The sequence below is a fragment of the Floridaenema flaviceps BLCC-F50 genome, from assembly GCF_041929275.2.
Classification (GTDB): Bacteria; Cyanobacteriota; Cyanobacteriia; order Cyanobacteriales; family Aerosakkonemataceae; genus Floridanema; species Floridanema flaviceps.
On record NZ_JBHFNR020000001.1, the window covers coordinates 1566036 to 1579979 of the forward strand.

The 13944-nt window shown below is 39.2% G+C and carries 10 protein-coding genes; 7 read left to right on the forward strand and 3 right to left on the reverse strand.

Translation table 11 applies throughout. The features are described 5' to 3' along the window. Positions 1–444, reverse strand: a complete 444-nt coding sequence (locus ACE1CI_RS07390) for a hypothetical protein (protein ID WP_413264521.1) — start codon at positions 442–444, stop codon at positions 1–3. Positions 445–488: 44 nt separating this feature from the next. Next, positions 489–1751, reverse strand: coding sequence for a Sll1247 family protein (locus ACE1CI_RS07395; RefSeq protein WP_413264520.1), 1263 nt, complete (start codon positions 1749–1751; stop codon positions 489–491). A 514-nt stretch (positions 1752–2265) separates the two neighbouring features. On the opposite strand from ACE1CI_RS07395, the gene ACE1CI_RS07400 reads away from it, so the two are divergent. From ACE1CI_RS07400 to ACE1CI_RS07410, 3 genes are all read left to right on the forward strand, one after another. Continuing rightward, positions 2266–2550 carry a GlsB/YeaQ/YmgE family stress response membrane protein gene (locus ACE1CI_RS07400; protein ID WP_413264519.1) on the forward strand — a complete coding sequence of 95 codons (285 nt, stop codon included), beginning with the start codon at positions 2266–2268 and terminating at the stop codon, positions 2548–2550. Positions 2551–2612: 62 nt separating this feature from the next. Beyond that, positions 2613–4136, forward strand: a complete 1524-nt coding sequence (locus tag ACE1CI_RS07405; RefSeq protein ID WP_413264518.1) for a carboxypeptidase M32 — start codon at positions 2613–2615, stop codon at positions 4134–4136. A gap of 282 nt (positions 4137–4418) precedes the next feature. Further along, a complete protein-coding gene (locus ACE1CI_RS07410; protein ID WP_496615304.1) occupies positions 4419–6839 on the forward strand; it encodes a sucrose synthase in 2421 nt (806 codons plus the stop codon). A 240-nt stretch (positions 6840–7079) separates the two neighbouring features. Here the strand turns inward: ACE1CI_RS07410 and cax are convergent, their stop codons facing one another. After that, a complete protein-coding gene (gene cax / locus ACE1CI_RS07415) occupies positions 7080–8207 on the reverse strand; it encodes a calcium/proton exchanger (protein ID WP_413265339.1) in 1128 nt (375 codons plus the stop codon). 441 nt (positions 8208–8648) lie between these two features. Here cax and ACE1CI_RS07420 point away from each other — a divergent pair, with 441 nt between their 5' ends. The 4 genes from ACE1CI_RS07420 to ACE1CI_RS07435 all read left to right on the forward strand — a co-directional run bounded on the left by ACE1CI_RS07420 (position 8649) and on the right by ACE1CI_RS07435 (position 13480). Further along, positions 8649–11291: a DUF3536 domain-containing protein gene (locus ACE1CI_RS07420; protein WP_413265338.1), complete on the forward strand. Its 2643-nt coding sequence runs from the start codon at positions 8649–8651 to the stop codon at positions 11289–11291. Between the two features lie 171 nt (positions 11292–11462). Further along, the gene (locus ACE1CI_RS07425) at positions 11463–12218 is read left to right on the forward strand and encodes a hypothetical protein (RefSeq protein ID WP_413265337.1); all 756 of its coding nucleotides are present in this window, start codon (positions 11463–11465) and stop codon (positions 12216–12218) included. Positions 12219–12452: 234 nt separating this feature from the next. Next, positions 12453–13256, forward strand: coding sequence for a phytanoyl-CoA dioxygenase family protein (locus ACE1CI_RS07430; RefSeq protein WP_413265336.1), 804 nt, complete (start codon positions 12453–12455; stop codon positions 13254–13256). Next, positions 13256–13480, forward strand: coding sequence for a hypothetical protein (locus tag ACE1CI_RS07435; RefSeq protein WP_413265335.1), 225 nt, complete (start codon positions 13256–13258; stop codon positions 13478–13480). Before ACE1CI_RS07430 ends, ACE1CI_RS07435 begins: the two co-directional genes overlap by 1 nt. The last annotated feature ends 464 nt before the right edge of the window (positions 13481–13944 follow it).

The following is a 13944-nucleotide window of genomic DNA, read 5'->3' on the forward strand; positions in this document are numbered from 1 at the left end:
TTAATTTAGATATTCCAAAATTAACAATCGCAAATAATCTAGCATCCGAATATAAGCTTTAGTTTTTTTGTATTCTTCGTTTGTTGTTAAGTAGAATTTAGCGATCGCCCCCACATCAAATACACGCATAGCTTTTAATTGCTCAATTGCTTCCGGCTCGTTTTTAATTCTACCTTGTGCTTTAATTTGGCTGGCATAGCCACGAATATTTACCGTTAACAGTTCTAGTTCTTCTAAAACTGTAAATTCTTCTTCAGAAATAGGTAATAGTTTAGCTATTTCTTGGCGTTCTTCTTTCGTGTTTTGATATTCAACTTTTAATTGGTCTAAAAGATCAATTATGTAATGTTTGGTTATTTCTGAATTTTTAGTATTGAACGTTGCTTCATTCATCATTAACTCCGTAAGAACTAAAAATGGATCTAAAGGAGACTCATCCGGCATCTATTTTTTAACTGTGTTTATTTTATCTAAGCACAAATGTATATCTATTTAATACCATGCTTAATAAAAGACAAATCCACTGCACCGAAGTTGGTCACCAAAGCCACATTTAAGTTTTCCAAAGATTGCACTAACCACCGCAAATCCTCCACTGTTTGCGATTCATAGTAATTAAATAAAATAGAAAATCGCCTTTCTAAAAGTGGCTTAACTTTGTTGGAAAGAAGGGCTATTTTTAGTAATATGCCGATCGTTCGCCGAGGGCCAAGGTTAGCCACCAAATCGAGAAAGAAGTAATAATTGGGATGAGTGGGACTTTCTACCAAAAAATTGAAGAGTTCGCTACAAGTTTGCATAATTAAATCATCATTTAATTTCTGGGAGTCTTTTTCAGGGAATAAGTTTTTCAAGTGTTGATGAAGCCGATTGTTAAATTGATGTTTGCCATATTTCGGATCGATCGAATCAATTAGGTAGTCGTACAGATAAGATTTAAACCCTCGATAATTTTGGTTTTTGCTAGTTTGAGACAGAAAATCTTGAGCTAAGTCTCGATAAGTATAAGAGTCTTTGACTTTACCAACGAACTCTTGCAACGCGAGATAAAGTTTTTCATCTGTTAATAAGGTAGGGTTTTTCATTGGCGCGATCGCTTTATTTCCGAATTCAGAATCAATTCTCTTAGCGGTTTTCAGATGCCTTAAAAGATAAAGGGTATATTGAGATAAACTAACCTCAAATTGTTTTTGTCTCTGTTGCTGAATTTCTCGAACAGTTTGTTTTTGCTCGGAAGAAGTTTCGTCACTCAGCAAACAATGATCGTATAAAAAGGGATAGCGTGAAATTAATTGTCCTAACGGGTATTTAGCCTCTTGATTAACTGTGAGAATTTTGGGTGCAAATGCGGGAACTAAACGTCGTAAGACTTTGTACTCTTCACTTTGAGTAAAATTAGAGGTTAATTCGTGCAAACGTTGCACTAGGCGAGAACGACTAGCAATTCCCGAAAATCTGGAGGATGAGTTTTCAAATAGTTCTATCAATTCTGCGATCGCATTTTTATTTTTTTGCTGCATCTGCCAACGGTTAATTAAAATGTAGCAGCAACGACTAATAATGTAATTAAAGTCTTGCTGATTTTCTAAATTAGCAATGATTTTATATAAGGCTGCTTCAACATCCGTTTCAGGATAACCAATGCCATCAATAAATAGCCGATGAAAGCGTTCGATAATTTCTGCTGGCGCTTCCTTCTGAACACAGCTAATTAGGTGATCGTAGATTATTTTTTCATGGTTATTTTTCATCTTCTGATTATGATTAATTACCGTTATTGCGATATTTTGACTAATTTATGTGATGCTTTTCCCTTGATAAAACTTACAAATTTAGCAATTTTGATTAATTGTAATTTTTAGACAAGCCCCTGACCTATGCGGCGATTCTTAGGTATTAATTATACAAGTTTTACGGAAAACTTTGCTTATTTTCCTTCATTTGTCTAAGCAGAACTATGTAATGATTGTATCTACAAAATGATAATAACATCTATTTAACATATTTGCCAAAAGTTTATTTACTAGCGCCAACGATATCGCTATTATTCTAGAATCACAAGGGTTTGCGGTAATCAATCATATATCAGTCTTAATATAAATAGTACGTAAATGTAATAATTTTGCCACTGCAAATTTTACTAAGCAAACCCATATCCTAATTTATAAAGAATATGTAATGTTAACTTAAAAAAGTTGTAAAGTTTATGAAATATCCTGAATAATTGAAGATAGTTGTTTTTTGCTAACTAACTTAGGAGTATATATGTCACTCGTACATCTAATTATCTTGTTGGTAATTGCGGCGGTTTGTGGTAGTCTGGGGCAGACTTTAGTCGGTTACTCAGCTGGTGGCTGCTTAGTTTCCATGATTGTTGGTATTATTGGTGCTTATATTGGGATGTGGGTAGCAAATGAATTTCATTTGCCTGTTTTCTATGCTTTAAATATTGGGGGCAAACCTTTTCCGATAATTTGGTCAATTATTGGGTCAGCAATTTTTGCAGCTATACTGGCTCTAGTTAATAGGTTAATTAGAGGAAATAGGTAATTAGGCATAGCAGCAAGTAACTTCTAAAATGTCAAAGTAGATAACATCTTTAACACCCAACCATGCAAACTCTGGAAAAGACTGAACCTAAATTGCAAGAACTGAAAACTCGCCTCATTGAAATTAAAGATATTGAATCTGCTGCTGCTGTGTTGTATTGGGATCAAGCTACTTATATGCCCCCCGGAGGTGCAGCTGCCAGAGGTAGGCAAATGGCGACTCTCAAACAAATCGCCCATGAAAAGTTTACCGATCGAGCGATTGGCGAACTGTTAGAAAATTTGCGGAGTTATGAAGAAAGTCTTCCTTATGATTCGGATGAAGCTAGTTTAATCCGGGTGACTCGGCGTTTGTACGATCGCGCCGTGCAAATACCCGCCCAATTTATGGCAAAATTCTCTTTACATCGGGCCCAGTCTTATGGCGCATGGGCGAAAGCTAAACCGGAAAATAACTTTGCAGCTGTGCAGCCATATTTAGAAAAAACCTTAGAATTTTGTCAGGAATATGCTAACTTTTTTCCCGGTTATGAACATATTGCAGATCCCTTAATTGATGGGGTTGATTATGGAATGAAAGCGGCTAGTTTGCGATCGCTTTTTGCTCAACTCCGCCAAGAACTTGTTCCCATTGTCGAAGCTATTACTTCTCAAACTCTCGCTGATGATTCCTGTTTACATCAACATTTCCCGGAAGCAGAACAGATTGCTTTTAGTCATAAAGTAATTGAAAAAATAGGTTACGATCTGCATCGAGGAAGACAGGATAAAACCTTACATCCCTTCATGACTAGCTTTTCGATTGGTGATGTGAGAATTACCACTCGTGTTTATGAAAATCACCTGGGTCAAGCATTATTTAGTGCGATTCATGAAACTGGTCATGCCATGTATGAACAAGGCGTTAATATAGAATTTGAAGGCACACCTTTAGCTGATGGCACATCTTCAGGAGTGCATGAAAGTCAATCTCGATTGTGGGAAAATTTAGTAGGGAGAAGTCGCGGATTTTGGGAATATTTCTATCCACAATTACAGGAATTTTTCCCGACTCAATTAAGTAATGTTTCTCTAGAATCATTTTATCGAGCTATTAATAAAGTAGAGCGATCGCTAATTCGCACCGACTCTGACGAAGTTACTTACAATCTTCATGTGATGATTCGGTTTGATTTAGAATTAGCAATGTTGGAAGGGAAACTTGCAGTTAAAGATTTGCCGGAAGCTTGGAACGATCGCTACAAATCTGACTTAGGAATTGTTCCTCCTAATCATAGTCAAGGCGTAATGCAAGACGTACATTGGTACACGGGCATGATTGGCGGAATGTTCCAATGCTATACTTTAGGTAACATTATGAGCGCCCAATTTTTTGCCGCAGCACTGAAAACTCATCCAGAAATTACCACTCAAATTCAGCAGGGAAATTGTAACACTTTACTCAATTGGTTACAAGAAAATATCTATTATCATGGTTCCAAGTACACTACTGCTGAACTAATTCAACGAGTAACTGGTAGCAGCTTAAGCATTGAACCGTTTATTAGTTACCTCCGTAACAAATACGGCGAAATTTACGCTTTGTAAAGGCACTAAATGTAGAGACGTAAAACTAAGGCGGGCAGGATGCCCACCCCACAAGAAAGCTGTAAATCTTGTGGGGTGGGCATCCTGCCTGCCCCATCCATAAATAACTATTATCATTTTATTTATTTACACCTACTTAATTGACCGAACATGATATCAAGCATCATCTTAAAGAAAGCAGAGAAATTTATCCTTTCTCTTAACATTAATCATACTTACGATACAGGCATTCACCGTACAAATATGTAGCTTGGTAAAAGAAGTAAGTTACAGGAAGGTACTATGTCTGATTTGCTTAATGCTGTAATTAATAGTGACGAGAAAGCTGATTTGCGACATTTTCTCAGCGACTTGCGCCAACAAGAGAAACGATATTTACTCCGCAATGACATTTTGAACGGTTTTGCTAATTATTGCATTAAATATGAAAAAGCTCAAGAATTTCAGGAAAATTCAAATTTAGGCAAGTTGATATACTACACTCAGGAAATTATTATTGAGGATGGCAACCTTTGCTTAATTATTCGCCCCAAAATTGCCTCCCAAGAAGTTTATCGGCTCACAGAAGACTTCAAAATTGAGCCGATGACTGTACAGGAATTGTTAGATGTGCGCGACTTACTAGTTAATCGTTTCCATCCCAATGAAGGGGACATATTTGAGATTGATTTTGGCCCTTTTTACGACTATTCTCCCACAATTCGCGATCCGAAAAATATTGGTAAGGGAGTACAATTCCTGAACCGTTTTCTTTCTAGTAAATTGCTGCAAGATTCGCAAAAATGGTTAGAGGCTTTATATAAATTTCTCAGCCTACATTCCTACAATAATTTACAACTATTAATTAACGATCGCATCAAATCCCAGCAAGAACTTTCCGATCGCGTCAAGCAAGCATTAAAATTTGTTAGTAATCGTCCAACTGATGAACCATACGAAAAATTCCGCTATGAATTACAAGCAATGGGATTTGAACCCGGTTGGGGAAATACAGCTAATAAAGTGCGAGAAACTTTGTCATTACTTGATGAATTAATTGATTCTCCAGATCCACAAACTTTGGAAGCATTTATTTCTCGCATTCCGATGATTTTTCGGGTGGTTTTAGTTTCACCTCATGGATGGTTTGGACAAGAAGGAGTTTTAGGTCGTCCCGACACAGGCGGACAGGTAGTTTATGTACTCGATCAAGCAAAAAGTTTAGAACAAGAATTACAGGAACATATTTCTTCAACTGGGTTAGATTTGTTGGGTGTGCAATCAAAAGTAATTATTCTCACTCGCTTAATTCCTAACAATGACGGAACCCGTTCTAATCAACGTTTGGAGAAAGTTCACGGGACAGAAAATGCTTGGATTTTGCGCGTTCCTTTCCGGGAATATAACCCAAATATTACTCATAGTTGGATTTCCCGGTTTGAAATTTGGCCTTATTTAGAAACTTATGCCATAGATGCACAAAGAGAGCTTTTGGCGGAGTTTCAAGGACGACCAGATTTTATTGTGGGTAACTATTCTGATGGTAATTTAGTAGCTTTCTTGCTTGCCAGACGTTTGAAAGTTACTCAATGTAATATTGCTCATGCTTTGGAAAAATCCAAGTATTTGTTCAGTAATTTGTACTGGCAAGAATCAGACGATAAATATCATTTTTCGTTGCAATTCACTGCTGATTTAATTGCCATGAATGCAGCGAATTTTATTATCAGCAGCACTTATCAAGAGATTGTCGGTACACCGGATAGTGTGGGACAATATGAGTCTTATAAATGTTTCACCATGCCGGAACTTTATCATGTGGTGAATGGCATTGAATTGTTTAGCCCCAAATTCAATGTTGTACCGCCTGGGGTGAACGAAAATGTTTATTTTCCTTATAATCTTCGAGAAGATAGAATCAAGAGCGATCGCGATCGTCTAGAACAAATGTTATTCACCCAAGAAGATCCAGAACATATTTTTGGTAAATTAGACGATCCTGATAAGCGTCCGCTATTTTCAATGGCGCGTCTTGACAGAATTAAAAATATGACTGGTTTGGCAGAATGCTTTGGTAAAAGTCAGGCTTTACAAGAACAGTGTAACCTAATTTTGATTGCAGGTAAATTGCGGGTTGAGGATTCGGGCGATAATGAAGAAAGAGACGAAATTGAAAAGCTTTATCGGATTATTGAAGAGTACAATCTTTACGGCAAAATTCGCTGGTTAGGTGTGCGTTTACCTAAGAATGATTCGGGAGAAATTTATCGCATCATTGCCGATCGCCAAGGCATTTTTGTCCAACCTGCGTTGTTTGAAGCTTTCGGTTTGACTATTTTAGAAGCAATGATTTCGGGATTACCGACTTTTGCAACTCAATTTGGTGGGCCATTAGAGATTATTCAAGACAAAATAAACGGGTTTTATATTAACCCAACTAACTTGGAAGAAACCGCAGATAAAATCGCAGAATTTGTCTCTAAGTGCAACCATAACCCCGACTATTGGCGAGAAATTTCGCAGCGAGGAATTGAACGAGTTTATAGCACCTACACTTGGAAAATTCACACCAATAAGTTGTTATCTTTAGCACGAATTTATGGCTTCTGGAACTTTACTTCCAAGGAAAACCGGGAAGATTTATTACGCTACTTAGAATCTTTGTTCTATCTGCTTTATAAACCAAGGGCACAGAACTTGTTAGAAAAACATAACCACTCGTAAAAAAATAGCGATCGCTAAGAGGACAGCGAAGCGATCGCTAAAACCTCATAAATATGCAGATGCTTCCCAAATAGAGCATGAACAGTGTCTTTCCAATCACAAGTTAACTTCTTATTAATTACTGTTCACATACCCAAAAGGGTGATCGAATCTATAAATATAGATCCCCGACTTCTAGAAGAAGTCGGGGATCTGGGCAATAGGACTAAACTCCTTACAACAGACGGTTAATACAAACTTTTAACCAATTCCTTCAATTACGGGATGGAAGTAGAAAGCTATCCCTAAAACTATGTAAGCTGCTAATAGTAAAGTTCCCTCTAACCAGTTCGATCGCCCATCGGAACTAATCGAATTAGCAATTAACACAGCTACAGCTACAGCTACTAATTCAAATGGATTAAAATCTAAATCCATTGGTTGACCCAATATAAAACCAGCTAAAACTAATACTGGGGCGACAAACAAAGCTATTTGTAAACTTGAACCTACTGCGACGGAAACGGAAAGATCCATTTTATTTTTCATTGCCACAGTAACAGCGGTTGCGTGTTCCGCAGCGTTACCAACTATGGGAACAATTATCACACCAGTAAACAAAGCTGTTAATCCTAAACTTTCGGTTGCTACTTCTAAAGAATCAACTAAAAGTTCTGATTCCACTGCTACCATCAAAGTGCAAGCTAACAGTATGCCAATCCATAAAGGTAAGTTAACTTTACCACCCGATTCTTCATCCGCTAGATTTGAGTCAGCTAATGTTTCTAACTCTTCGGGCTCCATATCTGCTACACCTGCGTCGTAAAGATAGGTGTGGGTACGCATGGAAAACAGCAAAGTCAATCCGTAAACTATGATTAAGACGATCGCCACCGCACTAGAAAGCGTTTGCATCGTACTTTCGGAAATCCCCTGCGAAGTGTAATTGACCATTGTGGGTAATAACATGGCAATTACGGCTAAATTCATGGAAGAAGCATTAACTCGCGCCACTATGGGCTGAAATTCTTGCTCTTTGTAGCGCAGACCTCCTAATAACATAGAAAGCCCCATAACTAAAAGCAAGTTACCAATAATTGAACCTGTCAAGCTAGCTTTCACCACATTGATTAATCCAGCATTCAACGCCACCAAACCGATAATTAATTCGGTAGCATTGCCAAAAGTGGCGTTTAACAACCCCCCCAAGGAAGGGCCAAGAACTACGGCAATCTCTTCTGTAGCAGTTCCCATCCAAGCCGCTAAGGGCAGAATTGCCAAAGCTGAGGTGATGAATATGACAATTTCTCCCCAGTGCAGGAAGCGTGCGGCGATCGAAATCGGAATGAAAATTAAAAGGGCTAGGAAAATTTTATCTTTACTCAACATTTAGTTTTGTGTGTTTTGGTTCATTACAGTATTATGCACATCGATAGAGAACTAGAAAACTAGAGGGGCTAATAAAAACCCTCTTTGGATGCAAAGACCAGCAGGAATAGTAAATAATTATTTATTTTATTTACTAATTTTGGCAATTCTTAATTTATATTTTCAATAGTAGTTAAAAATCGTTAATTAATGTGGAATAATTCTAAATTTTAGGGTTTAATCAGGGAAGATAAAAGAAAACACCTAACTCGGTATGTGGCTTTTATTTGCCAAGTAAAAGATCGCTTGTAGTAAAGTTCTCGATCGCTACGGATTACATCAACTATCTATTAGTCTTCGATCCCCAGCCATAGCCAAAAAAATTACCGACCTGTAAGGCTAAAACCCAATAACAGGCGGGTTGGCAAGCTGTTTAACCTAACAAAATTGGACTTAGTACTTATGACTGCTTTCGCAGATTTACCAACTTCCCTCACCGGGGAAACTGAGAACATCACGGCATTAACAACTAATAATGAGTCGGGGATCGATCCCCAACAAATTACCGGAGTTTTTGTCACGGTTCACGGACATTTCTATCAACCACCAAGGGAAAATCCTTACTTGGATGCGATCGAAAGGCAACCAAGTGCGTCACCTTTTCATGATTGGAATGAACGAATTCACCACGAGTGCTATCGTCCCAACGCCTTCGCTAGAGTGTTAAATGACAAGGGCGAACTAGTGGGGATCATCAATAACTATGAGTACATGAGTTTTAATATTGGCCCTACACTCATGTCATGGTTAGAAAAATATGATTTAGAAGTTTATCAGAGAATTTTAGAGGCCGATCGAAAAAGTTGCGATCGTCTAAACGGGCACGGAAATGCGATCGCTCAAGTTTATAACCACATCATCATGCCTTTGGCGAACACTAGGGACAAATACACCCAAATTCGTTGGGGCAAAGAAGACTTCCGTTCCCGCTTCCTTCGCGATCCCGAAGGAATGTGGTTGGCGGAAACCGCTGTAGATTACGCTACCTTGGAAGCAGTAATTGCCGAGGGGATTCGGTTCTTAATTTTGGCACCTTCCCAAGCCCAACGTTGCCGACCTTTACCCACAGCAGAAGAACCGGAAGCAGAATGGTTAGAAGTGGGAGGCGGACAAATCGATCCCACCCGCCCTTACCGTTGTTTCTTGCCCGGAACTGACAAATTTATCGATATTTTCTTCTATGACGGCCCAATCTCCAGAGATATGGGCTTTAATGATGTGCTGAATAGTTCCCATAACTTAGCGGGAAGAATCGGCATGGCAATCCAAGGGGATCGCCGTCCCGCCCAATTAATTTCCGCTGCTACCGACGGCGAAACCTTTGGACATCACAAGCAGGGCACAGAAAAATGCTTGGCTTATGCTTTTACCAGCGAGTTTGCCAGTCGGGGTTGGCAAGTGACAAACTTCGCCCACTATTTAAGCTTGAATCCCCCCGCTTGGGAAGTGGAATTAAAACCTGTGACCGCTTGGAGTTGCAGTCACGGAGTCGATCGCTGGCAAGGAGACTGCGGTTGCGGTAGTGGTGGAGGATGGCATCAACAATGGCGGCGGCCTTTGCGCGATGCCTTGGATTGGTTACGGGATCAGTTAATTGAAGTTTACGAGGAAGTGGGGCGAAAGTTTTTCCTCGACCCTTGGCAAGCTAGGGATGAGTATATTAAGGTGATTCGCGATCGATCGACTGCCAATGTCGAACAGTTTTTAATTAGGCATCAATCTCATAAACTTGAATCAGCAGAAAGAATTGATGCTTTGCGTTTGTTGGAAATGCAGCGGCATGGTTTGCTAATGTACACCAGTTGCGGCTGGTTTTTTGAAGAAATCTCCCGCCCGGAAGGTGTGCAAATTCTCCGCTATGCTTCCCGCGCCTTAGAATTAGCGGCAGAAGTGGCAGGTGTACATTTAGAAAAAGAGTTTGTCGATCGCCTCGCCCTCTCCCCCAGCAACGTCGATACTTTCCGAACAGGCGATGAAGTTTATCGTCAGTTAGTAGTTTCCGCACAGGTAAACTTCCAGCAAGTAGCAGCACATTACGCCATTTCTTCCCTGTTTACCACCTACCTACCAGAACAGCGGGTTTATTGTTACACCGCTAATCAAATAGATTACCAATTGCAGCGCATGGGACCGTTAACTTTAGCCGTAGGTCGATTGCAATTAGTGTCAGAAATTACTTGGGAAAGTGCAGATTTAACCTTTGCCGTATTGCATTTAGGCGGTTGGGATTTCCACTGTTGTATTAAGCGGTTTACTTCCCGTCGCGCCTACAGTCAAATGAAAGAAGAATTATTTGATGTTTTGCAACAAGCAAGTGCAGCACAAGTAATTTTGGCAATGGTTAAATTGTTTGGCGATCAAAGCTTTAGTTTAGAGAATTTGTTTGCTGAAGAACGCCATCGAATTATGCGTTTATTAACCCAGGAAACTTTGGTGCGGTTGGATCAACTTTATACCCAAGTTTATCGGGATAACTTTGGAGTTTTGCGGGCGTTTCATCGCGACGAGTTACAAGTACCGCAAGAGTTACAAGTAGCAGCAGAAGTTGCTTTAAGTAATCGGGCGATCGTGACAATGCGATCGCTAGAACAAGTGCTCAGCGATTTAGCTTTTGACGATCCGCAAGCTGGATTAGCAGAAATTGCGGAATTAGAAGCAGTGGCGATCGAAGCAAATAGTATGCGCTGTAAGCTAAAAATTCGCGAAGGCAAGCAAATAATGGAACGGTTAATTTTGCGGTTGCTTTGGCATCTGTTACATGATGCTAATCCAAGGACAATGGAAGCCGAAATTCACCGTTTAGAACGCATGGTTGATGTTGGGTATCGTTTGAATCTTGGCTTATCTTTGGATCGGGCACAGGAAATATTTGCTAACGCTTTGACTAAGCAAATTATGCCTAACTTTGTTCCGGTAAGTGCGGTTTTGGATGGGGGAAAGAGCGATCGAACTCCCGCTTGGGAATTAACCCAAATGCGTCCTTTAATTCGCCTAGCTGAAAAACTCAAAGTTGACATCGACTTTTGGGTGAGTCAATTAGTCTAATTTGTCAATTATCTTAAAATATGTCGGAGCAATAGGAAAACACTCATATTTGCTCCGGCATATTTTTTTGATAAAACAGAGAACCATTAATAAATTTATTTTTTTGAATTTCAACTTATCTTTTTGCATTAATATATTTATTCCTCATTTTAAATTTATTGGATGGTTGAGATGAAAGAAGTTAAGAAAATAATTTTCCATAAAAGTTTATCAGCGATCGCCTGGACGGGATTGATAGCTATCTTTGCAACTTTTCCCTTGCCTGTTAAAGCAATTACATTAGTTACTGAACGCACTGCTTTGGAAGGTAACGATCAATTAAATTGGTCAAGTTTGGGATCAGCGCAACCTTTCAACTTTTTACTCAATTCATTTACAGCCACATCTTTAGGTGGTTTGGGGCTAAAGGTTGATATTCCATTACCTACTGAACCTGGAATCACTTCACCTTTGGTATTTCAAACTTTACCACCACCAAGCGGCATTCCAACTAACTTTGCTAGCGGCGATTTTGTTTTGTTAACAGGGTTGAGACTGGGTACTTTTCCAGCAGTTGGTAATCCAGGGCCTTTGACTATTACTTTTGCACAACCAGTCTTGGGGGCAGGTACTCAGATTGCCGTAGATGATACAACAAAATTTACAGCTTTTATTCAGGCATTTGATACGACTGATAATTTACTAGGAAGTTTTCAACTACTTGGCACTTCTTCCACCAACTTAGATAATTCAGCTATTTTTCTGGGCATAAGTAGCGATACAGCTAACATCTCCCGATTGGTTTTTAGTAGTTCTGTACCTAATCGCGCAGTGGGAATAAATTCCCTAAGTCTTGTTACTAACCGTAGTGTTCCAGAGCCCTCTTTAACAATCGGTCTACTTGCCTTGACAACTCTAGCTGCTTCTTCAAAGCTAAGACGCAATTAACATCGTAGGGCGATCGATCTCCTGCTTGGGAATTAACCCAAATGCGTCCATTAATTCGCTTAGCTGAAAAACTCAAAGTTGACATCGACTTTTGGGTAAGTCAGTTACTTTAATTTGGGGAATCTAGATCTCCGACTTTTAGAAGAAGTCGGAGATCAGGAACTTCAAGGAAGCTAGATGATAGCTTTGGATTATCCCTTAAATTACAGTAGAGCCAACCGGAGAAAGTATCGAATGCTAAAGTTAGACACCCACAAAATCAGCCCTGAACAAGTAGAAGCTTTTGAGCGAGATGGCGTTATTTGCGTCAAAAATGTTTTGGATGACATCTGGGTGGAACGGATGCGAACAGCGGTTGACAAGAATGTATTAATTGCTGGACCTTTGGAAAAGAAAGGTGTGCCAAGACCAGAAGGCCGTGTAGAGCATACTAGTAGCTTATGGCTGGTTGATGCTGATTTCCGCGCTTTAGTTTTTGAATCTCCGATGGCTAGCCTTGCTGCTCAAGTCTTGAAATCAGAAAAACTCAACTTTTTGGCTGACGGTTTTTTTGTGAAACAGCCGAAAGCCACCAGCCGTGTTGGTTGGCATAATGACCTACCTTACTGGCCGATACAAGGTTGGCAGTGTTGTAAAATTTGGCTGGCTTTAGATAAAACAAACCAAGAAAATGGTCGATTAGAGTACATCAAAGCCTCTCATTTATGGAGCAAAGAGTTGCGCGAAGGATCGAACCCCTCATGGTTTATGGAGCCAGAGCCTCATGAAATTCTCTCCTGGGATATGGAGGCTGGTGATTGCTTGATTCATCATTTTCTGACAATTCATCATTCAGTTACTAATAGCTCTTCTGCACAACGACGTGCAGTGGTGACAAATTGGACTGGGGATGATGTTACTTATTATCACCGCCCGAAGGCGTGGCCTTTTAGACCGCTTGATGAAATTGATTTACCAGAATTTAATTCTTTCAAAGCTAAAAAACCCGGTGAGCCGATAGACTGCCATATATTTCCTAAAGTTGAAGTGCATTGCTAGTGGATAATCCCTACAATGAAAAGACCATAGCACTCGCCACAATTGTTAAGAAATTATTGAGCCAAAATCTGGGAAAATTTTTCTTAAATTCAGTAGCAACGATAATCGATGAAAGGAAAAAAGAGCGAACGCTCGCTTTGGAATTAACCAAAATGCGTCCGTTAATCATATTAGCTGAAAAACTCAAAGTTGATATTGATTTTTGGGTAAGTCAGTTAGTGTAAGAATCTAGATACCCGACTTCTTGAAGGAGTCGGGTATCTGGGGCTTCAAAAGTAGTAATGCACCTTTTCAGCTAATAGTGAACGACTGAAGTCGTCACAACAGACCTGGGTGAATCATGATGACAAACAATTAAAAGATAATGTTAAATACTATTTAACTTATTTATTAGCCTCTATATATTGTTGTTTATTAGTAAAACATTAATTATTATCCTGCTTACTGGATAGTAAAAATGTTTTGAATACATATAATTTGGCAAATTTAGCTTATATAAAAAAACCCGTTCTGTCAATAAGTAACATTACTTAACATTTTATTTATTCATACTCATCTACAGATATACAGAATCCTTCTTAAGGCTATTTTAAAAAATTATTGTAATGTTATAAAGTAAGAGAAATCGTTGCTTGAAGGTGAACAGCAGCTTGCTGCTGTCTTAATTGGCATCGCAAAATCTCCATTA

Bases quoted from the DNA above. Each gene is read 5' to 3' on its own strand.
- cax (WP_413265339.1), bottom strand. From the start codon at position 8,207: ATGTTGAGTAAAGATAAAATTTTCCTAGCCCTTTTAATTTTCATTCCG.
- ACE1CI_RS07430 (WP_413265336.1), top strand. From the start codon at position 12,453: ATGCTAAAGTTAGACACCCACAAAATCAGCCCTGAACAAGTAGAAGCT.
- ACE1CI_RS07405 (WP_413264518.1), top strand. From the start codon at position 2,613: ATGCAAACTCTGGAAAAGACTGAACCTAAATTGCAAGAACTGAAAACT.
- ACE1CI_RS07420 (WP_413265338.1), top strand. From the start codon at position 8,649: ATGACTGCTTTCGCAGATTTACCAACTTCCCTCACCGGGGAAACTGAG.
- ACE1CI_RS07410 (WP_496615304.1), top strand. From the start codon at position 4,419: ATGTCTGATTTGCTTAATGCTGTAATTAATAGTGACGAGAAAGCTGAT.
- ACE1CI_RS07390 (WP_413264521.1), bottom strand. From the start codon at position 444: ATGCCGGATGAGTCTCCTTTAGATCCATTTTTAGTTCTTACGGAGTTA.
- ACE1CI_RS07400 (WP_413264519.1), top strand. From the start codon at position 2,266: ATGTCACTCGTACATCTAATTATCTTGTTGGTAATTGCGGCGGTTTGT.
- ACE1CI_RS07425 (WP_413265337.1), top strand. From the start codon at position 11,463: ATGAAAGAAGTTAAGAAAATAATTTTCCATAAAAGTTTATCAGCGATC.
- ACE1CI_RS07395 (WP_413264520.1), bottom strand. From the start codon at position 1,751: ATGAAAAATAACCATGAAAAAATAATCTACGATCACCTAATTAGCTGT.